General features: G+C 67.3%; 26 protein-coding genes. 8 read left to right on the forward strand and 18 right to left on the reverse strand.

What is annotated here, in order from left to right; all coding sequences use genetic code 11:
• Window positions 1-2: 2 nt before the first annotated feature.
• Window positions 3-398 carry a flagellar basal body rod protein FlgB gene (flgB, locus tag SriyCCGPB3_RS10350; protein ID WP_005409576.1) on the reverse strand — a complete coding sequence of 132 codons (396 nt, stop codon included), beginning with the start codon at window positions 396-398 and terminating at the stop codon, window positions 3-5.
• 149 nt (window positions 399-547) lie between these two features.
• On the reverse strand, window positions 548-1,492 hold the full coding sequence (locus tag SriyCCGPB3_RS10355) for a chemotaxis protein (protein WP_180846579.1): 945 nt from the start codon (window positions 1,490-1,492) through the stop codon (window positions 548-550).
• A gap of 171 nt (window positions 1,493-1,663) precedes the next feature.
• On the opposite strand from SriyCCGPB3_RS10355, the gene flgA reads away from it, so the two are divergent.
• The 4 genes from flgA (at window position 1,664) to SriyCCGPB3_RS10375 (ending at window position 4,348) form a co-directional block, all read left to right on the forward strand.
• A complete protein-coding gene (flgA, locus tag SriyCCGPB3_RS10360; protein WP_350260263.1) occupies window positions 1,664-2,320 on the forward strand; it encodes a flagellar basal body P-ring formation chaperone FlgA in 657 nt (218 codons plus the stop codon).
• A gap of 75 nt (window positions 2,321-2,395) precedes the next feature.
• On the forward strand, window positions 2,396-2,701 hold the full coding sequence (gene flgM, locus SriyCCGPB3_RS10365; RefSeq protein ID WP_019337421.1) for a flagellar biosynthesis anti-sigma factor FlgM: 306 nt from the start codon (window positions 2,396-2,398) through the stop codon (window positions 2,699-2,701).
• Entirely contained in the window at window positions 2,698-3,036 is a 339-nt protein-coding gene (locus SriyCCGPB3_RS10370) for a flagellar protein FlgN (protein WP_006366325.1), read from the forward strand. The genes flgM and SriyCCGPB3_RS10370 overlap by 4 nt, the downstream gene beginning before the upstream one ends.
• A gap of 91 nt (window positions 3,037-3,127) precedes the next feature.
• A complete protein-coding gene (locus SriyCCGPB3_RS10375) occupies window positions 3,128-4,348 on the forward strand; it encodes an ATP-binding protein (protein ID WP_110712241.1) in 1,221 nt (406 codons plus the stop codon).
• A 93-nt stretch (window positions 4,349-4,441) separates the two neighbouring features.
• On the opposite strand, the gene SriyCCGPB3_RS10380 is transcribed toward SriyCCGPB3_RS10375, so the two are convergent.
• Both SriyCCGPB3_RS10380 and SriyCCGPB3_RS10385 read right to left on the reverse strand, forming a co-directional pair.
• Window positions 4,442-6,214: an EAL domain-containing protein gene (locus SriyCCGPB3_RS10380; protein ID WP_110712242.1), complete on the reverse strand. Its 1,773-nt coding sequence runs from the start codon at window positions 6,212-6,214 to the stop codon at window positions 4,442-4,444.
• 4 nt (window positions 6,215-6,218) lie between these two features.
• Complete coding sequence (locus tag SriyCCGPB3_RS10385) at window positions 6,219-8,321, reverse strand: PAS domain-containing sensor histidine kinase (RefSeq protein ID WP_164161863.1); 2,103 nt, start codon at window positions 8,319-8,321, stop codon at window positions 6,219-6,221.
• Between the two features lie 131 nt (window positions 8,322-8,452).
• Between SriyCCGPB3_RS10385 and SriyCCGPB3_RS10390 the strand changes: the two genes are divergently transcribed.
• Window positions 8,453-11,212 (forward strand): bifunctional diguanylate cyclase/phosphodiesterase, encoded by a 2,760-nt coding sequence (locus SriyCCGPB3_RS10390; protein ID WP_110712244.1) that lies wholly within the window; start codon window positions 8,453-8,455, stop codon window positions 11,210-11,212.
• Window positions 11,213-11,308: 96 nt separating this feature from the next.
• Here the strand turns inward: SriyCCGPB3_RS10390 and SriyCCGPB3_RS10395 are convergent, their stop codons facing one another.
• From SriyCCGPB3_RS10395 to SriyCCGPB3_RS10430, 8 genes are all read right to left on the reverse strand, one after another.
• Window positions 11,309-11,836: a hypothetical protein gene (locus SriyCCGPB3_RS10395; protein ID WP_110712245.1), complete on the reverse strand. Its 528-nt coding sequence runs from the start codon at window positions 11,834-11,836 to the stop codon at window positions 11,309-11,311.
• Between the two features lie 99 nt (window positions 11,837-11,935).
• Window positions 11,936-12,241, reverse strand: coding sequence for a hypothetical protein (locus SriyCCGPB3_RS10400; protein ID WP_110712246.1), 306 nt, complete (start codon window positions 12,239-12,241; stop codon window positions 11,936-11,938).
• Window positions 12,242-12,274: 33 nt separating this feature from the next.
• Window positions 12,275-12,493 (reverse strand): hypothetical protein, encoded by a 219-nt coding sequence (locus tag SriyCCGPB3_RS10405; RefSeq protein ID WP_110712247.1) that lies wholly within the window; start codon window positions 12,491-12,493, stop codon window positions 12,275-12,277.
• Between the two features lie 98 nt (window positions 12,494-12,591).
• Window positions 12,592-13,782, reverse strand: a complete 1,191-nt coding sequence (locus tag SriyCCGPB3_RS10410; RefSeq protein ID WP_010485867.1) for a methyl-accepting chemotaxis protein — start codon at window positions 13,780-13,782, stop codon at window positions 12,592-12,594.
• A 220-nt stretch (window positions 13,783-14,002) separates the two neighbouring features.
• Window positions 14,003-14,617 carry a high frequency lysogenization protein HflD gene (gene hflD / locus SriyCCGPB3_RS10415; protein ID WP_350260264.1) on the reverse strand — a complete coding sequence of 205 codons (615 nt, stop codon included), beginning with the start codon at window positions 14,615-14,617 and terminating at the stop codon, window positions 14,003-14,005.
• Window positions 14,614-15,756, reverse strand: coding sequence for a tRNA 2-thiouridine(34) synthase MnmA (gene mnmA, locus SriyCCGPB3_RS10420; protein WP_010485863.1), 1,143 nt, complete (start codon window positions 15,754-15,756; stop codon window positions 14,614-14,616). The genes hflD and mnmA overlap by 4 nt, the downstream gene beginning before the upstream one ends.
• The gene (locus tag SriyCCGPB3_RS10425; protein WP_110712249.1) at window positions 15,753-16,214 is read right to left on the reverse strand and encodes an NUDIX hydrolase; all 462 of its coding nucleotides are present in this window, start codon (window positions 16,212-16,214) and stop codon (window positions 15,753-15,755) included. Before SriyCCGPB3_RS10425 ends, mnmA begins: the two co-directional genes overlap by 4 nt.
• 1 nt (window position 16,215) lies before the next feature.
• Window positions 16,216-16,686, reverse strand: a complete 471-nt coding sequence (locus SriyCCGPB3_RS10430; protein ID WP_110712250.1) for a hypothetical protein — start codon at window positions 16,684-16,686, stop codon at window positions 16,216-16,218.
• Window positions 16,687-16,798: 112 nt separating this feature from the next.
• Here SriyCCGPB3_RS10430 and clpS point away from each other — a divergent pair, with 112 nt between their 5' ends.
• Entirely contained in the window at window positions 16,799-17,125 is a 327-nt protein-coding gene (gene clpS, locus SriyCCGPB3_RS10435; protein WP_006444529.1) for an ATP-dependent Clp protease adapter ClpS, read from the forward strand.
• A gap of 131 nt (window positions 17,126-17,256) precedes the next feature.
• Here clpS and SriyCCGPB3_RS10440 read toward each other — a convergent pair whose 3' ends face one another.
• Window positions 17,257-18,069 carry an APH(6) family putative aminoglycoside O-phosphotransferase gene (locus tag SriyCCGPB3_RS10440; RefSeq protein WP_350260265.1) on the reverse strand — a complete coding sequence of 271 codons (813 nt, stop codon included), beginning with the start codon at window positions 18,067-18,069 and terminating at the stop codon, window positions 17,257-17,259.
• Between the two features lie 138 nt (window positions 18,070-18,207).
• On the opposite strand from SriyCCGPB3_RS10440, the gene clpA reads away from it, so the two are divergent.
• Window positions 18,208-20,493 carry an ATP-dependent Clp protease ATP-binding subunit ClpA gene (gene clpA / locus SriyCCGPB3_RS10445; protein ID WP_110712252.1) on the forward strand — a complete coding sequence of 762 codons (2,286 nt, stop codon included), beginning with the start codon at window positions 18,208-18,210 and terminating at the stop codon, window positions 20,491-20,493.
• Between the two features lie 75 nt (window positions 20,494-20,568).
• Here clpA and SriyCCGPB3_RS10450 read toward each other — a convergent pair whose 3' ends face one another.
• The 4 genes from SriyCCGPB3_RS10450 to aat all read right to left on the reverse strand — a co-directional run bounded on the left by SriyCCGPB3_RS10450 (window position 20,569) and on the right by aat (window position 22,447).
• Window positions 20,569-20,952 (reverse strand): hypothetical protein, encoded by a 384-nt coding sequence (locus SriyCCGPB3_RS10450; RefSeq protein ID WP_110712253.1) that lies wholly within the window; start codon window positions 20,950-20,952, stop codon window positions 20,569-20,571.
• Window positions 20,953-21,080: 128 nt separating this feature from the next.
• Complete coding sequence (locus tag SriyCCGPB3_RS10455; protein WP_180846586.1) at window positions 21,081-21,230, reverse strand: hypothetical protein; 150 nt, start codon at window positions 21,228-21,230, stop codon at window positions 21,081-21,083.
• Between the two features lie 171 nt (window positions 21,231-21,401).
• Window positions 21,402-21,620 (reverse strand): translation initiation factor IF-1, encoded by a 219-nt coding sequence (gene infA, locus SriyCCGPB3_RS10460; protein WP_005409596.1) that lies wholly within the window; start codon window positions 21,618-21,620, stop codon window positions 21,402-21,404.
• Window positions 21,621-21,706: 86 nt separating this feature from the next.
• Complete coding sequence (aat, locus tag SriyCCGPB3_RS10465; protein WP_350260266.1) at window positions 21,707-22,447, reverse strand: leucyl/phenylalanyl-tRNA--protein transferase; 741 nt, start codon at window positions 22,445-22,447, stop codon at window positions 21,707-21,709.
• Window positions 22,448-22,519: 72 nt separating this feature from the next.
• On the opposite strand from aat, the gene SriyCCGPB3_RS10470 reads away from it, so the two are divergent.
• The gene (locus SriyCCGPB3_RS10470) at window positions 22,520-23,788 is read left to right on the forward strand and encodes a hypothetical protein (RefSeq protein ID WP_350260267.1); all 1,269 of its coding nucleotides are present in this window, start codon (window positions 22,520-22,522) and stop codon (window positions 23,786-23,788) included.
• Between the two features lie 123 nt (window positions 23,789-23,911).
• Here the strand turns inward: SriyCCGPB3_RS10470 and SriyCCGPB3_RS10475 are convergent, their stop codons facing one another.
• Window positions 23,912-25,036 (reverse strand): GNAT family N-acetyltransferase, encoded by a 1,125-nt coding sequence (locus tag SriyCCGPB3_RS10475; protein WP_350260268.1) that lies wholly within the window; start codon window positions 25,034-25,036, stop codon window positions 23,912-23,914.
• Between the last annotated feature and the right edge of the window lie 17 nt (window positions 25,037-25,053).

Consider the following 25,053-nt stretch of genomic DNA (forward strand, 5'->3'; position numbering starts at 1 on the left):
GCTTATTGCCCCGTGATCGCGGTCAGCATGGAACGCACCTTGCTCTCGACGAAGCTGAGCGAGGCGCGGTACTCGAGCGCGGCACGGCCATAGGCGGCACGCTCGGCATCGGGATCGACGGTGTTGCCGTCCAGGCTGGGCTGCACGCCTTCGCGCGCGATCTGGAACGGATTCAGGCCACTACTGATTTCGTAGTGCTGCTCGTGGGTGGTGGCCATCAGGCCATTGGCATCCTGCCCCTGGGCGTGGCGCAGGGCGGCATCGAAGTCCAGGTCCTGGGCCTTGTAGCCGGGAGTGTCGGCATTGCCGAGGTTGCTGGCGATCAGCTTCATCCGCTGTTCGCGCAACGGCATGGCCTGGGCATGGACGCCCAGGTAGTCGGTAATCAGGTTGCGCACGGTGCACTCCCACGGGAACGTTGCCCGGGAAGCTGCAAGGGGTGTGCCAAAGGCGTGGGGTCAGATCCCCGCAGGGGCTCTGACCCCGTGGTCGACGCGTTGCGATGCGGGGTCGGAGCCCGTTCCGGGATCCGACCCCGCGGCCGGCCTTACGCCGCCATCGCCACCTTGCGCAGGCGGTCCAGCACGAAGTCGGCCAGCTCGTGCGGCGAGTACTTGGCGACGAAGGCGTTGGCACCGACGCGCTCGACCATCGCATTGTTGAAGACGCCCGACAGCGAGGTATGCAGCAGCACGTACAGGCCGGCCAGGCCCGGGTGGCGCCGGATTTCCGTCGTCAGCGTATAGCCGTCCATGGCCGGCATCTCGATGTCCGAGATGACCATGGCGTAGCGTTCGGCCGGGTTCTCGCCCGAGGCATGGATCTGCAGCAGGTGGTCCAGTGCCTGCCTGCCATCGGAGAGCAGGGTGGCGCCCACCCCCAGCTGGTCCAGCACGCTGCGGATCTGCTGGCGGGCCACGCGCGAGTCGTCCACCACCAGCACCTGCAGCTGCGGACCGTCGGCCGGCATTGCCAGTGTCGGGTCCAATACCGCCTCGCCACGCACCTGGGCGATGTCGGCCAGCACGCTTTCAACGTCGATCACCTGGATCAGCTCGCCCTGGAAGCGGGTGACTGCGGTCAGGTAGCTGGATTCGGCGCCCAGTTCCGGCGGCGGGTGGATGTCTTCCACCGCGATGTTGACGATCCGCTCCACGCCGCTGACCAGGAAGCCCTGGATCGAACGGTTGAATTCGGTGACGACCAGGTAGCCGGGCGAGGTGTCCGCATCGGGCTCACGCTCGGGGTGGCCGATCGCCAGGCCCAGGTCCAGCACCGGTACCGAGCGGCCGCGGACGTCCGCCACGCCGGAGAACTGGCTGGGCAGCCCGGGTACCTGGAACAGCTCCGGGCGCCGCAGGACTTCCTGCACCTTGAAGACATTGACGCCAAAAAGCTGACGTCCGCCGAGACGGAACAGCAGCAGCGCCAGGCGGTTGTGGCCGGCCAGACGGGTCCGCTGGTCGATCCGGTTGAGCAGGTCATGGGACATGGCTGCTGTATCGGCGTGTTGGGCGCCGAACTTGAGCGCTTTTGTAGAGTCGAGCCGTGCTCGACTGGCTGTTCGGAGAAAAGCAGTCGAGCACGGCTCGACTCTACAAGGGCGGCGCTCTGGCACACCCCTTGCACGCACCTGGGCCAGATCCCTTCGACAGGAGGCGCCATGCGCCGGGTCACATCTCTGTTCGCCATCGCGCTGGCGCTGGCCTCGCCGTGCGCGTCCGCCGCCGACTGGCAGCCGGTGGTCAGCATCCGCACCGCGGCGTTGTCGACGCTGCCGGCCGGCAGCGAGGGCGAGGCCCAGGTGGCCGATGCGCTGCGCCTGCCCAAGTGCGGGGGAGCACTGCAGGTGCAGCCCACCGCCAACACCACGGTGGAGGTCAGCTGCCCCGATGCCGGCGGCTGGCGACTGTTCGTGCCAGTGAAGGTGCGGCGCAACCAGACCGTGCTGGTGCTCAACCGTGGAATCGGCACTGGAGAAACCATCTCCGCCGCCGATATCACCACTGCCCAGCGTGACGCCGCGCGGATTGCCGGTGCGGTGCTGGCCGATCCCAACGCGGCGATCGGCCGCATCGCCCGTCGTCCGTTGCAGGCCGGAGCCCTGCTGTCGAGCAATGATCTGGTGGTGCAGCGTCTCATCAAACGAGGAGACAATGTGGCCCTGGTCTCGCGTCGTGGCTCGGTCGAGGTCCGCATTGCCGGCCGCGCGATGGGTGATGCCGGTGAGAACGAGCGGGTCTCGGTCGAGAACCTGTCCTCGCGGCGGATCGTGCAGGGCACGGTCGATGCCGCGGGTGACGTAATCGTGGCGCGTTGAATTACCGCAAAATATCCCTAAAGATCACGGCCCTGAGGCCGTTATCCCTTGTGAACGGCAACTCCAGGACACCCCATGAGCCAGAAAATCGACGGCAACCTGCAGGTCCCCCAGGCACTGCGCAGCGTGACGACCCCGGCCAACAAGCCCGGTGTCAGCACCGATGCGGCGGCGCGCCCGGTCGAAGCGGCCGACAGCCTGCGCCTGACCGGCGAGGCCACCAATCTGCAGGCCATCGAGCGTGAGCTGACCACCGCCCCGGCGATCGACGCCCAGCGCGTGGCCGCCGTGCGCGAGTCACTGCAGAACGGCACCTACAAGATCAATCCGGACGCGATCGCATCGCGCATGCTCGAGCTGGACCAGCAGCTGCACGGATGACCGCGGCGATGAGCGAGCCGCTGCAGCGCCTTGCCCAGGCCCTGGACGTCGAACGCCAGGCCCTGGTCGAGCACGACGTGCACGCCCTGATCCGGGCCACCGGGGCCAAGCTGGAGGCGCTGCGTGCGCTGGAAGGCGCGCCGCCGGTCGGGGAGGGCGAACAGCTGCAGGAACTGGCCGAACGCAACCGTGCCAACGGTGTGCTGCTGTCGCGCCGCCGCCGCGAGGTCAACTGGGCGCTGCGCCAGCTGGGCCGCACCGAGGACGCCTCGGCGTACGACGCCAAGGGCCAGTCACACACGGTCACTGCGCGCCGCCCACTTGCCGTCGCCTGACGCGACGGCGGTCGCACAACCCATTCCCGCGGGCTGAAGCCCGCTGCGTGACCGCGTATATTGGGCGCCTGTTCGAATGCCCCGAGTCGCCGTGTCCGCTGCCAACGCCCTGGTTACCGCCCCCCTTCCGCCGCAGCCGGTGCTGCAGGCGTTGCTTGAGCGCCTGCGCGAAGGCTTGCTGCTGTTCACTGAAGACGGGCAGGTGGCGCTGGCCAACCCCGCCGCGCAGAACCTGCTCGCCAGCGGCGAAGACGGCGCATTGCCGCCGCCGCAGCGCCTGCGCGAACTGCTGCCGCCCGATGCGCTGGAGCAGGCGCGTCAGCACGGCCACTGGAACGGCAGCCTGCCGCTGGGCGAGGGCGTGGTCATCGCGCACCTCTACCACCACGGCCCGGTCGGCCAAGGGCACTTCCTGGCGCTGTTCCGCCACATCGAAGGGCAGGAAGACTACGAGCGCGAACTGCAGCAGCGCCATGCAGAGCTGCGCCAGGCCTACCTGCGCCTCAACGGTACCCAGGAAAAGCTGCTGCAGTCGGAGAAGATGGCCTCGATCGGCCAGCTCGCCGCCGGCGTAGCGCACGAGATCAACAACCCGATCGGCTACGTGCACTCCAATCTGGGCAGCCTGCAGGAGTACCTGCGCAGCCTGTTCACCGTGATCGAAGCCTACGAGCGCGCATTGCGGGCGCCAGACCCGAAGGCGCTGATCCCGGAAATCGACGATATCCGTGACCGCCTGGACATCGATTTCATCAGCCGCGACCTGCCGCAGCTGATGGCCGAGTCGCGCGAAGGCATCGAGCGGGTGACGCGCATCGTGCGTGATCTGAAAGATTTCTCGTATTCCGGCCGCGACGAGTCATGGAAGCTGGTCGATCTGCACGCGGGCCTGGAATCGACCATCAACATCATCTGGAACGAACTGAAGTACAAGGTCACCCTGGTACGCGAGTTCGGCCAGCTGCCGCTGGTGGAATGCCTGCCGTCGGAGTTGAACCAGGTCTACATGAACCTGCTGCTCAACGCCGGCCATGCCATCGCCGAGCGTGGCACCATCACCGTGCGTACCGGTGTTGAGGGTGACCATGTATGGGTCGAATTTGAAGACACTGGCGGCGGCATCTCGCCGGAACTGCGCCAGCGCATCTTCGATCCGTTCTTCACCACCAAGCCGGTCGGCAGCGGCACCGGCCTGGGCCTGTCGATTTCCTACAGCATCATCAACAAGCACCACGGCCGCATCGACCTGGACAGCACCCCGGGCGTGGGCTCGCGCTTCCGCGTGGTGCTGCCGGTGAAGCAGCCGCGCTGACCGCCTGTGGTAGTGCCGGCCGCTGGCCGGCAACCTCATTGAACCCGACATCCAGAGCAGCCGGCCAGCGGCCGGCTCTACCAGAGGGGATCGTTACCGCAACGGGCGATCCTCGCCGCCATCCCCGCTCTCGGCAGGCGCCGGCCCGGCGTTGCTGCGGCGCTGTTCCTCGTAGGTGCGGAACGCCTGGTGGATGTGCTTGCGCAGCTCGTCGTCGTTCCACGGCTTGGTCAGGAAGCGGTAGATCGCGCCGCGGTTGATCGCATCGGTGACCGTGTTCAGATCGGTATAACCCGACAGCACCAGCCGGATCGTATCCGGGTACAGCATCTTCACCCGGCCCAGGAACTCGGTGCCGCTCATGTCGCTCATGCGCTGGTCGGACAGGATCACCTGCACATCATTGATTGCCAGCAGGTCGAACGCATCGCGCACGTTGCCGGCCGCCAGGATGCGGTAGCCGTCGCGGCGGAACAGGCGCACCAGCGAACGCAGCACGTTCTCTTCGTCGTCCAGCAGCAGCAGCGTGCGATCCGGGCGGGTCTCGGCGAACGCCTCCGGGCGCAGGTAGCGGCGGCGCAGGGTCATGCCGGCGGCATCGGCCGACATCGGTTCGCCGAACAGGTAGCCCTGGAATACATCGCAGTCATTGCGGCGCAGGAAGCCCAGCTGGGCCTGCGATTCCACGCCGTTGGCAATCACGGTCATGCCCAGCTGGTGGCCCATGGCGATGATCGCGCGGGCGATGGCCGCCTCGCGGTTGCCGGCCGGCGCACTCTTGATGAAGCTGCGGTCGATCTTGAGCTTGTCCACCGGGTAGCGCACCAGCGCACTGAGGCTGGAATCACCGGTGCCGAAATTGTCCAGGCTCAGGCTGATGCCTTCGTTGCGCAGATTGGCCAGCGTCTCGTGCACGAAGTTGACGTTGTTGGTCAGCGCGCTTTCGTTGATCTCCAGCGTCAGCATCTGTGCCGGCACGCCGGCGGCCTGGATCAGGCCCATCACTTCGGCGAAGAAGTTCGGCCGCAGCAGCTGCAGGGTGGAGACGTTCACCGCGATGGTGAAGTCGTCGAAGCCCTGGTCGCGCCACAGGCGGGCCTGCTTCAACGCTCCTTCCAGCACCCAGGTGCCGATCTGCACGATGATGCCCAGCCGTTCGGCGGTGCGCATGAAGCGTTCGGGTACCAGCATGCCCAGCGTGGGCGATTGCCAGCGCAGCAGCGCTTCCATGCCCACCACATGACCGTCGCGGGCGCTGACCAGCGGCTGGTAGCGCAGTTTCAGTTCGCCATTGGGAATGGCATCGACGATCTGCCGCGCGATGATGCTCTCGCTGTGCGCGCTGGGCGGGGTATCCACTGCGTGGATGCGCACCGCGTTGCCGCCTTCGCGCGCGGCCTGGTACAGCGCGTCCTCGGCGTGATCGAGCAGGCGCGAGGTGCTGCTGGCATGGTCCGGGCACAGGCTGACGCCGAGCTTGCCGGTCATGAACAGCGTGTACGGCAGCACCGACAGTGGCAGCTCCATCTGCTGGCGGATCTCCTCGGCGAAGTCCTCCGGCAGCGGCACGTCGGCAGTGCGGGGCACCGCGATCAGGAATTCGTCACTGCCATGGCGCCACAGCTTGCCGCGCCCGCGCAGGTAGGACTGCAGCCGCTGCGCCACCAGCACCAGCGCCTGGTCACCCACCTCGGCACTCATGTTCTCGTTGACCGAGGCGAAGTGGTCGATGTCCACGTGCATCAGCATCAGTGCGGTGCCGCCCGAGGCCGCTTCGGCGACCATCGCCTGCAGCTCGGGGTTGCCGGCGCCGAGGCGGTCGGGCGCATCGTCGATGCTGACCGGGGGCAGGTTGGGATTCCACATAGGCTCAGTATTCCGGTGAATCGACGGCGGCCATGCTGGCCGCCTGGTAGGGGAGATGGACGTCGATCAGGGTGCCTTCACCATGCGCGGACTCGATCCGCACGTGACCACCGACGCTCTGCGCGCGCTCGCGCATCACGATCAGGCCGAGGCCGCGCGGACCGTCCGGGTCGAAGCCCTCGCCATCATCACGGATCTGCAGGTGCAGGCCGCGCTGGCCGACATCGCGCAGCTGCAGCAGGACCTGGCTGGCGCGGGCATGGCGCAGGGCATTGGTCAGGCTCTCCTGCGCGATGCGGAAGCAGGCCTGCTCGATGCTGTTGTCAGGACGTTGTGGCAGCGGTTCGATCTCGGCCAGTAGTTCCACCGGCGAGGAACGGAACAGCACCCGTGCCTGCCAGCTCAGTGCGGCCTCCAGGCCCAGGGCATCCAGCTGCGGCGGGCGCAGCAGCGTGGAGATGTCGCGCAGCTTGGCCACGGTGGTGTCGGCCAGGCTGACGATCTGCGCCAGATCCTCGGCGCGGCGCTGCGGATCATGCTCGTCCTGCGCAGCATGGGCGGACAGCTTGATTGCGGTGATCGCCTGGCCGATGTCGTCGTGCAGGTCGCGCGAAATCGCGCGGCGTTCGTCTTCCTGCAGCGAGAACAGGCGGCCGGCCATGGCCTGCAGTTCGCGGTTGCTGGTCTCCAGCGCACTGCGGATGCGTTCGGAATCGCTGAGGTCGCGCACGATCAGCAGCTTGCAGTCGCGTCCGCCATAGCGCACTTCGCCTACCGCCAGCCCCGCATGGAAGCTGCGGCCGTCGGCACGCTGCATCGCCACCACGCTGCTGTGGCCAGGCCCCAGATGCGGCTGTCCGGCGCGCAGTTGACTGCGGACCCGGGCCAGGTCGCCGACCGCGACCAGGGCCGACAGCGGCTCACCCAGCAGGGTGTGGCTGCCATAGCCGAACAGGCCGGCGGCCCAGGCATTGGCATACAGCACGTGCTCGTCGGAGAGGATCACCACGCCGTCGGGCAGTACCCGTACCAGTTCGCGGAACTGTTCCTCGCGTTCACGCAGCAGGCGCCGCGACTGCTCGCGTTCGGTCACGTCCTGCAGGGTACCGAGCACGCGGTTGCGGCCGGCTTCGTCGATGCCACTGGCGGCACGCAGGTGCACCATCAGTGCACGACCGTCCATCGACAGCAATGGCAACAACACGTCCACCTGCACCGGCTCGCCGGAGCAGAGCTCGGCCAACAGCTGCTCGGTCTGGGTTGCGGTCGCCGGGTCGGCCGGCACCAGCAGTTCGTCGAAGCGATGCCAGCGGCGGGCTTCGGGAGGGCGTCGGCCGAGCAGGCGATAGACCTGGTTGGAATAGCGGCCGAGCCCGGTGGACGGGTCCAGTTCCCAGGCGCCGATGCGGGCCAGCTCATGTGCCTCCTCGACCCGTGCCAGCGCCTGGTCACGGCGCAGCTGGGCCAGGTCCTCGGCGGTGCGGTCGATGGCGATCAGCAGGCGGGCGTTGTGGCCGTCGTAGCTGATGGCATTGGAGCGCAGCTCCATCTGCCGCAGGCTGCCGTCGCGCAGCTGTAGCTGGGTGCGCAGGATGCACAGCTCTTCCGGCGCCTCCCGGATCGCTTCCAGCTTGGTCTGCAGCGCCTGGTCCTGGCCCGGTGGCCACAGCGCGTCGATGGTCTGCTCCAGCAGTTCGTCACGCTCCCAGCCAAATGCGCTGCAGGCGGCCGGGTTCGCGTCGAGGATCGCCAGCGTGTCCAGGTCGTAGACCAGGATCGGGCCGGGATTGCCCTCGAACATCTGCCGCAGGCGCAGTTCGGAGGCTTGCTGGCGGGCATGGGTATGCAGCACGTGCTCGGCCAGCGGGCGCAGCAGCAGGTACAGCAGGCCGGCGCTGGCCACGGCGAAGAACGCGCCCTTCAGGCCCTGCCACAATGCGGCCTGCTGCGGGTCGGGTACCAGCGCCTGTACGGCGCCGTCGGTCGCGATCATCCAGGCCAGCGCCATCACCAGATAGCTCAGCACCACCCGGCGCCGGTCGCGGCTCAGCGACTGCGCCATCCGCGGGTCGGAAACTGGGGCGCTGCCGGTGGGTTCTGCGGGCATGGACGGGCTGGATGAAAGGGGCGCCGGCCATCTTACCGCGCGGGTGTGCCCTGGCCACTCAATTATCCGCCGCAGGCGCCGTTAACCACTGCGTGCCCCGCTGACGGGCGTGTCATCCGGAGCAAGATCGCGTGGACCAAGGGATCATCGCCAGCCTGCTGCAGCACCCGCTTGCGTCGGCGCTGGTCATCGTCGACCGTACGGGCCGCCCGCTGGCGGCCAATCCGGCTGCGCGCGAGCATGGCCTGCCGGCCACCGTGGCTGCCTATGCGCCGATGCTGGAAGATCTACGCCTGATGGCCGCCGATGGCGGCATCGTGGCCTGCACGCTGCCGGGTGGCCCGCGTGGACATTACGACGGCCACCTGCGTGCCGTGCATGACGGTGCCGGCAACCTGCTGGCCTTCACCCTGAGCATTCCCGAACCGGTGCCGGTTGATGGCGGTGGCCGATGGGAGCTGGCGCTCGACAGCGCCGGCCACAGCCTGTGGGACTGGGATATTCCCAGCGACCGTGTGGCGCGCACGCCAGCACTGGGCGATGAAACCGCCACCGCGATGCTGGCGCGTGTGCACAGCGAGGACATCGCACAGGTGCGTGCCGCGCTGGACCAGCATCTGCGCGGGCAGAGCGAGCAGTACAGCGCGCAGTTCCGCTTCCGCCAGGCCGATGGCCAGTGGCGCTGGGTGCTGGACCGGGGCCGCGTGGTCGCGCGCACCGCCGATGGCCAGCCGCTGCGGATGGTCGGCACGCATACCGATATCGAGCAGCAGAAGCAGCTCGAATCGCTGCTGCAGGAGCAGCAGCTGCACCTGAGCGAGGCGCAGCGCATCGCCAGCATGGGCAGCTGGTCGTTCGACCCCGGCACTGGCCATTTCTGGTGGTCGCCGGAGCTGCGTTCGCTGCTGGCGCTGGAGCAGGGGGCCGTACCCGGCCAGCGGCGCTGGCTGAAGCAGCTGCACCCGCGTTCGCGCGGCGCGTTGCGGGCGGCGTGGCGGCGATTGTGGCGCGATGGCCGCGCCGCCAACCTCGAGCTGGAGCTGACCCGCGGCAATGAGCCGTCACAGCATCTGCGGCTGTGGATCCAGCCGCTGCTGGACATGGACGGCCAGCCCAAGCGCCTGCTCGGCCAGGTGCAGAACATCACCGAGCAGCACCAGACCGACGCGTTGATCCGCTGGCGCACCGAGCTGCTCAATCGCGTGTCCGCGCTGGGCCGCATCGGTGGCTGCGAGATCGAGGTGCAGACCCGGCACATGCAGTGGACCGAGGAGTGCTACCGCATCCATGGCCTGCGCAAGGAGCCGATCACCCTCGATCAGGCGATGGCGCTGTATACCGAGGATTCGCGCAGTGCCTTCGAGGCGGCGCTGGGCCGGATTGCTGCGGGTGGACTGCCCGAGCAGCTGGACCTGTGCTTCTATCGCCAGTCCGGCCTGCGCGTATGGGTGCAGGTGCTGATCGAGCTGGACCGTCGCGATGGCCTGCCGCCGCGCTTCGTGGTGCTGTTCCGTGACATCACCCGCGAGCGCGAGGCCAACGAGCGCATCGAGCTGCTGGCCCACTACGACCTGCTGACCGGCCTGCCCAATCGTGTGCTGCTCGGCGAACAGACCGCTGAAGCCATCGAGGAAGCGCGCGACCGCGGTACCTCGCTGGCGATGCTGTTCATCGACCTGGACGGCTTCAAGACCATCAACGACAGCTTCGGCCACGCCACCGGCGATGCGCTGCTGAAGGCGGCCGCCACGCGCCTGCACCAGAACCTGCGCAACAACGATCTGTTCGGCCGCTTCAGTGGCGACGAATTCATCGTCGTGCTGCGCGACCTGGCCGAGCCGGAAGACGCGGGCCACGTGGCGCGCAAGCTGATCGCTTCGCTGGCCGAGCCGCTGCGCCGTGGCGAAACCACCTTGAAGGTCGGCGCCAGCGTCGGCATCGCGATGCTGGGCGATGCCCAGACCGACTTCGATTCACTGCTGCGTGCCGCCGACGCCGCGATGTATGCGGCCAAGGAAGCTGGCCGCAATACCTACCAGTACTATAGCCAGGATGCGCTGGCGCGAATCCAGCGCAAACTCGAACTGGAGCACGCCCTGCACGGGGCGATCGAACGCGAAGAGTTCAGCCTGGCCTATCAGCCGCTGCTGCACGCCCACCACGGTGAGCCGCCAGCGATCGAGGCACTGCTGCGCTGGCATCGCCCCGGTATCGGCTACTGCAGCCCAGCCGAGTTCATTCCGATTGCGGAGAAGTGCGGCGAGATCGTGCGCATCGGCGACTGGGTGCTGAACGAAGCCTGCCGCCAGGCGATCGCCTGGGACCGGGCCGGCCTGTGTTTCGACCGCATCGCGGTCAATGTGTCGGCGGTGCAGCTGCGCGACCGCGGTTTCGCCGAACGCGTGATCGAGATCTGTCATGCCCACGGCTGGCCGCCGCAGCGGCTGGAACTGGAGCTGACCGAATCGGCGTTGATCCGTGACACCGACATCCTGCGCCACTGCTTCGACGTGCTGGAACGGCACGGCGTGCCACTGGCGGTGGATGACTTTGGTACCGGCTTCTCCAATCTGAACTACCTCAACCGTTTCCCGGTGGGGCGCCTGAAGATCGACCGCAGTTTCGTGCAGGGGATGCTGCATGACTCGGGCACGGCCGAAGTGACCCAGGCCATCGTGCACTTGGGTCACGCACTGGGCATGAAGGTGGTGGCCGAGGGCGTGGAAACGCACCAGGAAGAAGACATGCTGCGCCGCCAGGGCTGCGACGAGATCCAGGGTTACCTGTACTCGCGCCCGCTCAGCCCGCGCGACCTGGCGCAATGGCTGCGGCAGCAGCACCCGGCACCCGGGCGCACGGATGCTGCCAGCGAGGTCGTGCTGGCACGCTGAGGGTAGCGCCGGGCTTTGCCCGGCGGGATCGCCGCACGCCGATGCACCGCTCTGGTAGGTGTCGACCTTGGTCGACACGAATGCCGGTGCTCGCGATCATCCACGCATGGCGTGGATCTGCCCCGGAAACTCCGCTCTCAACTGCATCCGCAGCAGTTCGACGATGGCCGCATAGCGGCGCTTCTGCACCAGATAGCTGGCCAGGAACAGCGGCAGCACCAGCAGCATCGGTGCCGCTATCGGGCGCATCGCCACCAGTGGCAACAGCAGCAGTGAGAGGATCGCCACGAACCAGCTGCACAGGCCGATCACCCGCACTTCGTGCCGTCGCGCGTTGAGTACGATGCGTCCACGCATCACCGGGAAGTAGCGCAGGCTGAAGCTCGGCGCAAAGCTCTCGCGGAACGCCATGCTGCCGTCCGGCAGTGCATGGAAGGCCAGGTGCTGCCATTTGTCTTGCGGCAGGTCACGTTCCAGGCTGCCGAGCGAGAGCCGGGCCTGCATGGCCGGTGACGCCGCGATGCGTTCGTTGAACAGGGTGATGCCCCAACTGAAATAGCCGGCCACCCAAGCCATCAGAAGGAGGGTCTCGATCAGGAGCACTGCGATCAGGGCGATGGCCATCGGTCTTCCATGAACGGGATCGGTGGATCATGCCATGCCGGGCGCCTCATCCAGGCGTGGGCTGGATCGGCAGTTGTCGGAACCTGGATAGCCGAAACGTCAGTTGCCTGGGCGCAGGTAGGCCACCCAGGCAAGCGGGAACAGTCCAGTAGCAAGGGAGCGGGCCAGATAGGCCTCGTCGATCGTCCAGGGCGCCGGAAAGTCGGAAATCACTTCCGTCGCTGCGCATGAGCAGGATTCCCATGCTTCTTCCGACGGCTGGCCTTCGAACTCGAAGCGTACCCGGACAAGTTGCATGCCGGCGTCTGCCTCGATCGACGCCTGGAGCAGCTGTGCCGGGGTCTGGCCCAGAAGTGCTCGTCGCAGGGAGGCACGCAGGACGTCCGGGGCCACGGGGTCGATCATGTTTGCCTGTTCGAAGGTTGTGTCATCGCGCCGTTATCGTTTCAGCGCTTCCCCATCCAGCCCCAGGTCCCACGCCAGTCCCAGCAGCGCCTCATCCGCGCGAGACGGGCCAGGCCGCGCATCGGCCAGCTGCTGCAGTTCGCGGATCTCCTCACGTGCCACCTCTTCCAGCTGTTGCAGCTGCTCACGCACGCTCGCGTTGCGCGGGCGCTCGGTGTCGGTGAGGGAGGGCAGGGCGCGGATCAGGGTCATGGTGCGTGTACAGGATGCATCCAACGGCGGGTCACAGGCAAAGGCCCCGGTATGACCGGGGCCTTGCGGGCTGCCGGCGGCGGCAGCGGACATCAGGATCAGAACAGCTCGACGGTACCAGCGCCCATGCTCTGCTGGGCAACCGGCTTGTGCGGCGGGCGTTCCCATTCGCTGCGCAGTTCGCGCAGGCGGCTGCCGGTGCGCTGCAGTGCGGTGGCGATCTCTTCGTCGAACACGCCGCCATTGCGGTGCAGCAGCTCCTGCAGGGCAACCGCTTCACGGTTGATCGCGGTCAGGCGGTCCAGGTGGGTGTGCACGCCGCCCAGCGCCTGGGTGGCGATGTCTTCGAACTGCAGGGCGCGCACGGCCTCGGCCACGCTGCCATCGATCGAACGGGCGCACTCGGACACTTCGCGCATGCCATCGCCCAGCGAGGCATTGATCTGCGCGACGTTGTCGAGCATGGCCGCCGCTTCCTGGCGCGCTTCGCGGGAGCGGTCCATGTCACGCGAGGCCATGTGCGAGACCGTCTCGCGCACCTTGGCGATGGCGTCCTTGGAGCTGTGCGCCAGCTTGCGGATCTGCTCGTTGAACGTGGTCGAGCGCTCGGACAGGTTGCGCACTTCGTCGGCCACCACCGCGAAGCCACGACCGGCTTCACCGGCACGCGCGGCTTCGATGGCAGCGTTGAGTGCCAGCAGGTTGGTCTGGTCGGCGATCGACTTGACGTCTTCCAGCAGCGCGAAAATGCCATCCAGGTGCTGCGCCATCTGGTCGATGTGCTGCACGGTGGTGCTGCTCTGGCCGCTCACCTGCTCCAGTGCTTCTACCAGCTGTTCCATGCGGTGGCTGGCGTGCTGGGCGAAACGGGCAACGTCGAGGCCGGCATTGCCTTCATCACCGGCGCGATCGACGATGCGCGACAGGGCCTGGCTCTGCTGGCGCGACTTGCGGTTCATGGCATCGAAGCTGCCGCCCAGGCTGGAGACCGCCTGGCGGATCAGGTCGCGGGCGCGTTCCACTTCGCCACGCGAACCGTCGATTTCGTTGCCGACGAAGTTGCGCAGTTCGGTCAGCAGCTGGTCCTGCTCGCGCAGGACGCGGGCATGTTCCGGGGAACGGTGCGCCTGGGCGCGGGTGGTCCACCACGCAAAGCCAAGCCAGCTCAGCGTCATCGTGGTCAGGATCGCCCAGCGCAGGGCGGCCGGCCATTCGAAACCGATGGCGAAGGGGAGCAGCAGGGTCAGAGCCAGGGGGGCGGCCAGACGGATGAAAATGCGTGAGTACATGGACGTTCTCGGGAGGTGCACGGAGGATGTATCGGCCGTACCCCCTTTCTCTTTAACGTCGATGTGCCTCGAAGTGCATTCTGAATGCGCCGGTTTTCCGGCGCTGCCGGCCTGTTCGGGGTCAGAGCCCTTTCCGTGCCGGACAGGGATCCGACCCCGGGTTGGCGGCAGGCGGGGTCGGATCCCTTTTCCATGGAAAAGGGCTCTGACCCCATCGGGCTTAGGCCAGCTGCCGGTCCACGGCTTCGATCATCGCCTTGCGGCTGAACAGGAAGTCCCAGTAGCTGCCGCCCAGCTGGCGCCATAGCACCGCCGAACGCACCGCGGCCAGCAGCAGGGCGCGGATCTCGGCGACCACACCGGCCTGGCCCAGGTAATGCGGGTTGCCCTGCACCATCACCCGCGGCTTCAGGTGGCTGATGGTGTCGGCGTAAAGGCCACCCAGGTTGGCCAGCACGTCCGGGTGGCCGCTGTCGCCGAGCTCAAGGGCCTGGCGCTGGGCGCGTTCGATGCCCGAGGCGACCCTGTTCACGGTGGCGCCGTCCTGCACGAAGCGGCGCTCCAGCTGCAGCACCGACAGGGCCAGCTTGGGCAGGATCGGGTCCTGGCCCTGGCTGCGGAAGTAGTTGTGCAGCAGGCGCAGCCCAGCCTTCAATGCATGGCGGTCACCGAACACCTCCTGCGGCGAAGACGCATCGACGCGGAACACGCTGTCCACGGCGGTGCGCACGGCGGCGGCGTCGGAATGGCCGGTATCGGCGATGCGGCGTACCTGCTGCAGGGCCTGGGCAATGCCGGCCAAAGCCAGGACGCGGTCGTCGACAGTGAAACTCATGCAGCGATTACCTCAAAAGGGGAAGGGGTGGTGCGCAGGCGCTGTTCCAGCGGCGCATCGGTGGCGGCGATCACCGCGCCACCCAGGCACACATCACCGTCATACAGCACCAGTGATTGACCGGGAGTAACGGCGCGCTGCGGGCGCGCAAAGGTGACCAGCACGCTGCCATCGTCCAGCACCTCGACCGTACACGGCTCGTCGGGCTGGCGGTAGCGGGTCTGGGCGGTGCATTCGAAGCGCCGTGCCGGCGGCGCGCCGGCAATCCAGTGCGCGGTTTCCGAACGCAGGCGGTCGGACAGCATCCACTTGCTGTCGCGGTCCTGGTCCACGTACAGCACGTTGCTGGCCACATCCTTGCCAACCACGTACCACGGCGCGGCCGGGCGGCCGCGCACGCCGCCGATGTTCAGGCCCTCGCGCTGGCCGAGGGTGAAATAGAACACGCCCGGATGCTCGGCAATCACGCTGCCGTCGGCTGGGTCGAGGATCTGGCCCGGCTTGGCTGGCAGGTAACGGCCAAGGAATTCACGGAAGTCGCGCTCGCCGATGAAGCAGATGCCGGTGGAGTCCTTCTTGGCGTGGGTCGGCAGGCTGACGTCACGCGCGATCCGGCGCAGGTCGGTCTTTTCCAGGTCGCCGATCGGGAACAGGGTGGCCGCCAGCTGCTCCTGACCCAACTGGTGCAGGAAGTAGCTCTGGTCCTTGGAGCGGTCGGCACCACGCAGCAGCAGCCACTGGTGGCCGCGCTGGGTCACCCGCGCGTAGTGGCCGGTGGCAATGCGCTCGGCGCCCAGCTCGCGGGCGGCATCCAGGAAGTGCTTGAACTTCACTTCGCGGTTGCACAGCACGTCCGGGTTCGGGGTGCGGCCGGCCGCGTACTCGGCCAGGAAATGCTCGAACACGCCCTGCCAGTACTCGCTGGAGAAATCGCGGAAGTGGAACGGGATGCCGAGCAGGCCGCACACGGCCACCGCATCGCGGCGGTCGTCCTCGGCGCGGCAATCGCCGCTGCCGTCGTCGGCCCAGTTCTGCATGAACAGGCCGGCCACGGCCTCGCCCTGCTGCACCAGCCGCCAGGCGGCGACCGAGGAATCGACGCCACCGGAGACGCCCACCATCACGCGCGGAGTGCTCATGCGACCTCCCGGACCAGTGAAAGCGGATGGCGCTGGCCACCCAGGAAATCAGCCACCACCTGCCAGACCAGCGGGCTGCGCTGGCGCTCGCCGGCGGCCTGCAGTTCGGCCGGGGTCAGCCACAGCGCGCGATCGATGCCGGTGTCCAGCGGCTGCGCCGGATCGTGCGAGACCGGGCGCGCCGCGTAGCAGAAGCGCAGGAAGGCGGTGCCGTCGTCGGCGGTCCACTGGTAGCAGCCGATGAAATGGGTCAGCTGCACGGTCCAGCCGGTTTCCTCGCGGGTCTCGCGCAGGGCCGCCTCGGCCAGGCTTTCGCCCGGCTCGAGATGGCCGGCCGGCTGGTTCAGCACCTGGCGGCCGTCGATGGTCTCCTCGACCAGCAGCACGCGGCCGCCGTCGATCACCACCGTGGCGACGGTGGCGTGCGGTGCCCAGCGCGGGTCCGGCGTGGCGTTCAACTCAGAACTCGTCCTTTTTGGTCAGTTCGAGCTCCATCGCGTCGGCGGTGCGGATGGCCGCATCGATGGCGTCGCTGAGCTGGTCGGCAGTGGCATCGGCGTCGATCTTCACCACGAACATGGCGGTGGTGTCCTGCTTTACCCAGCCGCCCATCTTGGCGTCCTGCGAATCTTCCAGCAGGCGGTTGGCCACGGCCACCGGGAACTGCTTGGTCTTGGAGCTGTAAGCCGGCGACCAGATCTCGCGGATGTTGTGGCTGCCGAAATCCTCCACCGACGAACGCACGTAGACCATCTGGGTGCGATCACCCTCGACGTCGAAGACCATGCGGTAGTCGCCGTCCTCGTCGACTTCGTAGGTGTAGCCCAGCTTGTCCAGGTGGCGGGCCACGGCCTTGTCGGCGTCCGCTGCGGCAGCGGAACCGGTGGCGGCCAGGGCGATCAGCAGGGTGGAGAGAAGGGTCCTTTTCATGAAGATCCTGTGAAACAGTACTGAGAGAAGGTGCAATTGTGACGGTGGCCGTGCGTGCCGTCCAATCTGCGGCAGGCCGACGCAGGTTCGCCCGAGCCTCTATAATGGGCAGATGCCCCATGAGTCTTCCCCCGATTCCCATCACGAGCACGGCGTTGCCGTAGAACCCGCGCGCCCGGAAGTGGCGCCGCCGCCGTTCTACCAGGTGATGCTGCTCAACGATGACTACACCCCGATGGATTTCGTGGTGGACGTGCTGCAGCAGTTCTTCAGCATGGACCTGGACAAGGCCACGCAGGTGATGCTGCACGTCCATACCCGTGGCCGCGGCGTGTGCGGGGTGTTCACCCGCGAAGTGGCCGAGACCAAGGTCGCCCAGGTCAACGAGTACTCGCGGATGAACCAGCACCCGCTGCTGTGCACGATGGAAAAGGCCTGACCGCTGCCGGTTCTCGTCCGGGCGTATCGGCCCGGCCCGCAGGAGCGTGCCCACCAAGGTGGGCACCTACCAGGGCATGAGGCCTGTCCGGGCGCGCTTGCCCACCAGCATGGGCGCCTGCCAGGCGCGGATCACCCCTCCGCCAACGCCTCCAGCGCCATTCGTGCCACCGCCTCGTCGACCTCGGCCGGGTCACCGTCATCCCGGAACCATACCGCAGACAGTGCCATGCTGGCCGCAATCCAGCGCAGCAGGCGCGTGCGCTCCAGCCCTGCCAGTGCGCTGACCCGCTCCAGCCGCGCGGCAAACCGCTCGGGCCGTGTCGCGACGTGGATGCCCGGTCCGCACAGGTCCGGGTTGCTGAACAGCGTCGTGTAATCGAACGCGCGGTCGCCCAGCAGCCGCTTCGGGTCGATCGCCAGCCAGCCCCGCGCGCCGAAATCCAGCACATTGTCGTGATGCAGGTCGCCGTGCAGCGGTCGGATCTCCTGTTCCTGCTGCAGCAGTCCCTCCGCCAGTGATCTGCACTGTTCCAGCAGTGGCGGCAGCGCCGCCCTTGGCTGCAGCAGGTCGACGAACCATGTACGCAGGCAGACCAGGTCGTCTGGCGGCGCGCTCCGTGGCCGGTGCAGCCGCTGCAGGACCTGGCACAGGATCGTGGTGCAGGCGTCATCGTCGCCGTCGATCGAGCGTTGCCGCAGCGAGTCGCCGTGGGCCCGCTCGATCAGGATCGCCGGCCCCTCGTGGGCCAGCAGGCGGGCGGCGCCGTCACCGTCCCACCAGCGCAGCAGGCGATGGCTGTTCTGCTCCTCGGTTTCGCTGCTGACCTTCAGCATCGCCGCTTCGCCGGCGGCGGTCAGCACCGGCCAGAGCTGGGCATGGGGCGTCTCGATGGCCGCGCCATCACGCCGCAATCGCCAGCGGCTCAGGTAGGGTTCGCTCATGCTGGGCGGGCGGTCCTGGAGTGAATGAAGATCAAGCAATCTGTACCGCTAACGCCATCTGAACGCAGCAATCCGCTAGGGTGATGGAAAACGCGTAGTCAGGCCGCATATTGTCCCCATCTGCCGCCGGAGTAATCCATGTTCAGCAAAGACCTCGAACACACCATCGGCCAGTGCTACAAGCGCGCCCGTGAGGCCCGGCATGAGTTCATGACGGTCGAACACCTGCTGTTGGCACTGCTCGACAACCCGTCCGCCCAGGCCGTACTGAAGGCTTGCGGTGCTGACACCGAACGCTTGCGCCAGGAGCTGGAGCAGGCCATCGAGGCCTCCGTGTCCCGCCTGGCCGAAGATGACGGCCGCGATACCCAGCCGACCCTGGGCTTCCAGCGCGTGCTGCAGCGAGCCGTGTACCACGTGCAGTCCTCGGGCAAGAAGGAGGTCACCGGCGCCAACGTGCTGGTCGCCATCTTCGGCGAAAAGGACTCGCACGCCGTCTATTACCTCAACCAGCAGGATGTGACCCGGCTGGATGTGGTCAATTACCTGTCCCACGGCATCGCCAAGCTGGGCGAGGAGGGCGAGCAGCCGTCCTCTTCCTCCGAGGGCGAGAGCCGCATGGAAGGCGGGGAGGGTGAGCCGAAGGGCGATGCCCTGACCGAGTTCGCCAGCAATCTCAACGAACAGGCCCGGGCCGGTCGCATTGACCCGTTGGTCGGCCGTGCCGACGAGATCGAGCGCACCATCCAGGTCCTGTGCCGCCGCCGCAAGAACAACCCGCTGTACGTGGGTGAGGCCGGCGTGGGCAAGACCGCAATTGCCGAAGGCCTGGCCCGCCGCATCGTCGAGGGCTCGGTGCCCGACGTGCTGGCCGACGCGGTGATCTATTCGCTCGACCTGGGCGCGCTGGTGGCTGGCACCAAGTACCGTGGCGACTTCGAGAAGCGCCTGAAGAGCGTGCTGACCGCGCTGAAGAAGGTGCCCAATGCGGTGCTGTTCATCGACGAGATCCACACCATCATCGGTGCCGGTTCGGCGTCGGGTGGCACCATGGATGCGTCCAACCTGATCAAGCCGGCGCTGGCCTCCGGCGAGCTGCGCTGCATCGGCTCGACCACCTTCCAGGAATACCGTGGCATCTTCGAGAAGGATCGGGCGCTGGCCCGCCGCTTCCAGAAGATCGACATCGTCGAGCCGACCGTCGGCGAGACCTACGAGATCCTGCAGGGGCTGAAGTCCAAGTACGAGCTGCACCACGGCGTGACCTATTCCGACGAGGCGCTGCAGGCGGCGGTTGACCTGTCGGTGAAGCACATCGGCGACCGCCTGCTGCCGGACAAGGCCATCGACGTGATCGACGAGGCGGGCGCCCGTCAGCGCCTGCTGCCGGAAGGCCAGCGCAAGGAGCTGATCGACGTCGAGGAAGTGGAGGCGATCGTCGCCAAAATGGCGCGCATCCCCACCAAGCAGGTCAGCGCCACCGACAAGGATGTACTGCAGCATCTGGAGCGCAACCTGAAGATGGTGATCTTCGGCCAGGACCCGGCCATCGAGACACTGTCCTCGGCGATCAAGCTGGCGCGCTCCGGCCTGGGCAATCCGGAAAAGCCGATCGGCAACTTCCTGTTCGCCGGTCCGACCGGTGTCGGCAAGACCGAGGTGACCAAGCAGCTGGCGCTGCAGCTGGGCATCGAGCTGGTCCGCTTCGACATGTCCGAGTACATGGAGCCACATTCGATCAGCCGCCTGATCGGTGCGCCTCCGGGCTACGTCGGCTTCGACCAGGGCGGCCTGCTGACCGAGAAGATCGTCAAGACGCCGCACTGCGTGCTGCTGCTGGACGAAATCGAAAAGGCGCACCCGGACATCTTCAACATCCTGTTGCAGGTGATGGACCGCGGCGTGCTGACCGATACCAACGGTCGTGAAGCCAACTTCAAGAACGTGGTGCTGGTGATGACCACCAATGCCGGTGCGGCGCAGGCCTCGCGGCGCTCGATCGGCTTCACCAAGCAGGACCATGCCACCGACGCGATGGAGACCATCCGCCGCAGCTTCACCCCGGAATTCCGCAACCGCCTCGACGCGGTGGTGCAGTTCCAAGCGCTGGGCTTCGAGCACATCCTGCGCGTGGTCGACAAGTTCCTGATCGAACTGGAGATGCTGCTGCAGGACAAGCACGTCAGCCTGTCGGCCACGCCGACCGCGCGCGACTGGCTGGCCCACCACGGCTTCGACCCGCTGATGGGTGCGCGCCCGATGGCCCGGGTGATCCAGGACAAGATCAAGCGTCCGCTGGCCGACGAGCTGCTGTTCGGCAAGCTGGTCAACGGTGGCAAGGTCAGCATCGATGTCCGCGACGACGAGCTGGTGGTCGAGACCCAGGCCGAGCCGGAGCGGCTGCTGCCGGTGACGGTGGAGTAAGGCAGCACCGGATCGATGCCGGGTGCGGTTGGAAAACAAGGGCGGCTTCGGCCGCCCTTGTTGCGTATCCGCCCTTCAACGTCCCTGCTGGGCCAGGCGCTTGAAGGTTGCCGCATCGACCGGTTCGATCCGGGTCACGGTGCAGTGGTTGCTGTCGGTCTGCAGCGTGCTGCGAGCATCGCCACAGATCTGCTCGGGCGTGCCGGGTGTAAAGAAGACGTAACTGGCCGAGGCGGCGGCGCCGAGGCAGCGCTTCTGCAGGTGGACCCGATAGTGGTTGTTGCCGTCGCGCAGCAGCACTTCGCGTTCCGTGCTGGAGGGGCGGATGTCGCGGCTGGTGCCGAGGGCGATGCACTCGGCCGCGGTGGAGGGTCTGGCGGGTTCGGCGGCGGGCGCCGACAGGGGGAGGCTGACCAGCAGAACTGCCGGCAGCAGGACGTGCGGGAGCAGGGCGTTCATGATCGGGTGGGGTGGCGATCCGGACTGGATCGGATCCCACGATGCCGCTGTCGCTGCAAATGCGAATCTGCCTCAAGCGGGGCTGACCGACGCCACGGTGAGTTCGGTCACGATGACCTTTGGCGGCGTCAGGCCGCGATCGAACGGAATCCCTGCTGTCGCCCCTGGTCGCCGCCATCCTCGATGACGAAAGCGACCGCCTCGTGCGGAACCGGTCCCTTGCTGGCATAGCAGCGGCTGGTGACGGACTGCGGGTCCAGTACGATCAGATAGGTCATGCGCGCAACGCCCAGTGTGAAGAACGTGTTGAGTCTAGCCATCCGGCGCGACGCTGGATTTCAGACAACGACGAATATGCGTTGCGGGTGAAGCCTGGAATTTTCTTCCGCGCACGACAAAGGGCCAGCAGCAAGGCCGGCCCTGTCGAAGTGGCGCCAGGCGCCGACCGCTTACTTCATGCGGTAGGTGATACGACCCTTGGTCAGGTCGTACGGGGTCATTTCAACCTTGACCCGGTCACCGGTGAGGATGCGGATGTAGTTCTTGCGCATGCGGCCGGAGATGTGGGCGATGATTTCGTGCCCATTTTCCAGACGAACGCGGAAAGTGGTGTTCGGCAGCGTCTCGCTGACGGTGCCCTCGAACTCGATGGAATCGTCTTTCGACATGTAGTCCTGTGCGGTTCAGAAAACGGCCACGCTGGGCCTAAGGCGCGGTATTTTACGCGTGATGGGCCCGGCTTGCAAAGTTTGTGTTAACCCCCGGCCAAACGCCGTGCTGGCAAGCGTCCTACCGCCTGGGTCCAGGGACCTTCACGGCCGTCACGGTGTACGGCCTGACGGACGTGCTCCAGAAAGTCCGCGCGCGGCAGGTGCTCGGCGCCCATCCGCAGCAGGTGCGGATTCTCCACCTGGGCATCGATCAGTTCCCAGCCCCAGCCACGCAGGGTGGCTGCCAACGCGGCCAGGGCGATCTTGGAGCCGCCACTGGCGCCACTGAACATGCTCTCGCCGAAGAACATGGTGCCGATCGCGACGCCGTAGATGCCGCCGACCAATGTCTGCCGATCCCAGACTTCGAAGGAATGGGCGAAGCCAAGGTCGTGCAGTTGGCTGTAGGCCTCGACCATCGCCGGGCTGATCCACGTGCCGTCCTGGCCGGGCCGCGGCGCCGCGGCGCAGGCGCGCATCACACGACTGAAGGCGGTGTCGGCGGTGACCTCCCACGTGCTGCTGCGCAACTGGCGGCGGAAGCGGCTGGACAGGTGCACGCCATCGGTGCGGAACACCATGCGTGGGTCCGGCGACCACCACAGGATCGGCTCGCCCTCGCTGAACCACGGGAAGATGCCGCCGGCATAGGCGTTGAGCAGGCGCACCGGATGCAGGTCGCCGCCCACCGCAAGCAGGCCATCGGGCTGGCGCAGGGCGGTCTCGGCCGGCGGGAAGGGGGCGTCCGGCGCGTCGGCCAGGCGCCAGGGCAGCTGGCGGGTCATGGGGCCATTGTATTCGTCGTGGTGATTCGTGATGTCTGGCACCATCACTGTTCACCGGCAAGGAGCCTCCGAATGAGTGACTCGATCAGCGCCATCCTCGACCTGCATGACGCCCCGCGCACGCGCAACGACAGCCAAGGCATGCTGCTGTCGCTGGCCACTGAACAGCCGCGTCGGCTGGGAGAGTTGATGCTGCAGGCGCTGGCGCGGCCTTCGCCGAGCTCGGCCTTCCTCGACATGGCACTGGACCTGCTGCCGGATGGCGCGGTGCCCGCGGTCGCGGCCGACGCGTGGCGCCGCTATCGCGCGGGCGAGCGCGGTGACGTGTTGACGAGCGTGATGGAGTTCGCCAGCTATCAGGCGCCGCAGGTGCTGCAGGACGATTGGGAGGCATTGCTGGCGGTCGCCGGTGAGGATGAGGTGCAGTTGGCCGCGCAGGTCTGGCAGGGCCTGCCCAGCGCGACGGCCGCGCATTGGGCGCAGATCCTGGCCGAAGCCGATGACGATCGCGAAATGGCGCGGGCCAGGACGCTGCTGCTCGCCGCCCAGCCCGAGACCTACGCCATTGCTCGCGGCTACCTGGTCGACTGGGGGCGGTTGGATGCCGAGGTCTGGGCGCACTGGGCCGGCGTCGCCGAAGGTCCGCAGCCGCGTCGCCTGCATGGCGAGCGGCCATTGCACTTCCGCTTCGGCCGCGAACAGCATCGCGCGCAGCAGGCGGACGAGCCGAGCTGGCGCAAGCGCATCTGGCGCCTGCACCCGACCTGGAATGGTGGGCAGGTGCATCACGCCGGGCACATGGGAGGACCACTGGAAACGCTGTGTGGCAGCTGCCATGCGCCGCTGCAGCGTCTGCTGCGGACCGATGCTGCCGCGCTGCAGCCGGGCGCGTCGGGCGAGATCACGCTGGGGCTGTGCCTGGACTGCTGCGGCTGGGAAGACCCGCCCGTGCGTTTCTATCGCCACGATGCCGACGGCCTGCCCGCCTGCCATCCCAGCCAGCACCGCGAGGTGCCGAGTACGCCCACCGACAGTGGCGACCTGATGCGGGCCGAGGTGGGCCTGGTGGCGCTCGAAAGCGCGCGCTGGCAGCAACAGGACTGGGGCCGGTCCAATCATCGGCAGAACCTGTCGCGTGTGGGTGGCGCACCAAGCTGGGTGCAGAGTGCGTGGTACCCGGCGTGCATCGATTGCGGCGAGGAGATGCCCTTCGTGATGCAGCTGGATTCGACACTGCCGACCACCGGTGGAGGCGCGCTGCTCTGGGGCAGTGGCGGCATGCTCTACACGTTCTGGTGTGCGAAGTGCCGGGTGAGCGGGCACTTCTGGCAGTGCACCTGAGCACAGCGCCCTCGCCATCGCCCTGGTAGGTGCCAGCCTTGGTTGGCACGCCTCATTGCCCTGGTAGGTGCCAACCTTGGTTGGCACGTTTTTCGGCGCCGCGCCAATCGAGCAAGCTCGACTCTACGGCTCTACGCGGAACGGCCCATGCCCCTGCAATGCCTGCTGGTAGCGCCGCACATCGCGCCGCTCCTGCCGGCACCAGTCCAGCAGCGCTTCTGCGAATTCCGTGTCGGCCACCCAGTGCCGGCTGCGCACCAGCGTGGGCAGGAAGCCGCGTGCCAGCTTGTGCTCGCCCTGTGCGCCGGGTTCGAATCGGCTCAGTCCTTCGCGCAGGCAGTACTCGATACCCTGGTAGTAGCAGGCTTCGAAGTGCAGGCCGGGCAGGGTGGCGCCGCCCCAGTAGCGGCCGTACAGCGTGTCGCCGCCGCGCAGGCAGAGGGCGCCGGCAATCGGCTCGCCGTCCTGTTCGGCCAGGAACAGCACCAGCCCGCGCCCCAGGGTTATCGCCAGATGGCGCAGGAAGGTCTCGGTCAGCGCTGGGGCATTGCCGTACTCGAGGAAGGTCTGCAGATAGAAGCGGTACATCGCCTGCAGGTCGGCGCGGCTGGCCTCGTCGCCATGTACTACGCGGAAGGTGATGCCCTGGCGGGTGACCTTGGCCCGTTCCTGGCGGATGTTCTTGCGGTGCTTGTGGTCCATCGCGCCGACGAACTGTTCGAACGTGGACCAGTCGCCCGGGTTCTGCCACTGGAACTGCACATCCTCGCGCAGCAGCCAGTCATCGGCGAACAGCGCCTCGTCGCCGGCGGTATGGAAGTTGATGTGGGCCGACGACACGCCCAGTGCCGGCAATGCGTCACGCAACGCCGACAGCAATGCGGCGCGCTCTGAATCATGACGGGCCAGCAGGCGCGGGCCGGTGACCGGGGAGTACGGCACCGCGCCCAGCCATTTCGGGTAGTAGTCGCGGCCGTGGCGGGCATAGGCGTTGGCCCAGGCGTGGTCGAACACGAACTCGCCGTGCGAGTTGGTCTTCAGGTAGCCCGGAATGGCGCCGACCAGCGTGTTGCCCTCCCACAATGTGAAGTGCCGGGGCTGCCAGCCCCAGTCCTCGCGCAGGCAGCCATGCTGTTCCAGGCCCGAGAGGGAGGCGTGGCTGACGAAGGGGTTGCGGCCGTCGTGCAGGGCGTCCCAGTCGGTGGCGGCAATGGACTGCAGGGAGTCGAGGAAGCGGGGGTAAGGCATGGGCGAAGGATAGGGCA

This window comes from Stenotrophomonas riyadhensis (assembly GCF_040256885.1).
Classification (GTDB): domain Bacteria; phylum Pseudomonadota; class Gammaproteobacteria; order Xanthomonadales; family Xanthomonadaceae; genus Stenotrophomonas; species Stenotrophomonas riyadhensis.

Bases quoted from the DNA above. Each gene is read 5' to 3' on its own strand.
- SriyCCGPB3_RS10355 (WP_180846579.1), bottom strand. From the start codon at position 1,492: ATGTCCCATGACCTGCTCAACCGGATCGACCAGCGGACCCGTCTGGCC.
- flgA (WP_350260263.1), top strand. From the start codon at position 1,664: ATGCGCCGGGTCACATCTCTGTTCGCCATCGCGCTGGCGCTGGCCTCG.
- flgM (WP_019337421.1), top strand. From the start codon at position 2,396: ATGAGCCAGAAAATCGACGGCAACCTGCAGGTCCCCCAGGCACTGCGC.
- SriyCCGPB3_RS10370 (WP_006366325.1), top strand. From the start codon at position 2,698: ATGACCGCGGCGATGAGCGAGCCGCTGCAGCGCCTTGCCCAGGCCCTG.
- SriyCCGPB3_RS10380 (WP_110712242.1), bottom strand. From the start codon at position 6,214: ATGTGGAATCCCAACCTGCCCCCGGTCAGCATCGACGATGCGCCCGAC.
- SriyCCGPB3_RS10385 (WP_164161863.1), bottom strand. From the start codon at position 8,321: ATGCCCGCAGAACCCACCGGCAGCGCCCCAGTTTCCGACCCGCGGATG.
- SriyCCGPB3_RS10395 (WP_110712245.1), bottom strand. From the start codon at position 11,836: ATGGCCATCGCCCTGATCGCAGTGCTCCTGATCGAGACCCTCCTTCTG.
- SriyCCGPB3_RS10400 (WP_110712246.1), bottom strand. From the start codon at position 12,241: ATGATCGACCCCGTGGCCCCGGACGTCCTGCGTGCCTCCCTGCGACGA.
- SriyCCGPB3_RS10405 (WP_110712247.1), bottom strand. From the start codon at position 12,493: ATGACCCTGATCCGCGCCCTGCCCTCCCTCACCGACACCGAGCGCCCG.
- SriyCCGPB3_RS10410 (WP_010485867.1), bottom strand. From the start codon at position 13,782: ATGTACTCACGCATTTTCATCCGTCTGGCCGCCCCCCTGGCTCTGACC.
- hflD (WP_350260264.1), bottom strand. From the start codon at position 14,617: ATGAGTTTCACTGTCGACGACCGCGTCCTGGCTTTGGCCGGCATTGCC.
- mnmA (WP_010485863.1), bottom strand. From the start codon at position 15,756: ATGAGCACTCCGCGCGTGATGGTGGGCGTCTCCGGTGGCGTCGATTCC.
- SriyCCGPB3_RS10430 (WP_110712250.1), bottom strand. From the start codon at position 16,686: ATGAAAAGGACCCTTCTCTCCACCCTGCTGATCGCCCTGGCCGCCACC.
- clpS (WP_006444529.1), top strand. From the start codon at position 16,799: ATGCCCCATGAGTCTTCCCCCGATTCCCATCACGAGCACGGCGTTGCC.
- SriyCCGPB3_RS10440 (WP_350260265.1), bottom strand. From the start codon at position 18,069: ATGAGCGAACCCTACCTGAGCCGCTGGCGATTGCGGCGTGATGGCGCG.
- clpA (WP_110712252.1), top strand. From the start codon at position 18,208: ATGTTCAGCAAAGACCTCGAACACACCATCGGCCAGTGCTACAAGCGC.
- SriyCCGPB3_RS10450 (WP_110712253.1), bottom strand. From the start codon at position 20,952: ATGAACGCCCTGCTCCCGCACGTCCTGCTGCCGGCAGTTCTGCTGGTC.
- SriyCCGPB3_RS10455 (WP_180846586.1), bottom strand. From the start codon at position 21,230: ATGACCTATCTGATCGTACTGGACCCGCAGTCCGTCACCAGCCGCTGC.
- infA (WP_005409596.1), bottom strand. From the start codon at position 21,620: ATGTCGAAAGACGATTCCATCGAGTTCGAGGGCACCGTCAGCGAGACG.
- aat (WP_350260266.1), bottom strand. From the start codon at position 22,447: ATGACCCGCCAGCTGCCCTGGCGCCTGGCCGACGCGCCGGACGCCCCC.
- SriyCCGPB3_RS10470 (WP_350260267.1), top strand. From the start codon at position 22,520: ATGAGTGACTCGATCAGCGCCATCCTCGACCTGCATGACGCCCCGCGC.
- SriyCCGPB3_RS10475 (WP_350260268.1), bottom strand. From the start codon at position 25,036: ATGCCTTACCCCCGCTTCCTCGACTCCCTGCAGTCCATTGCCGCCACC.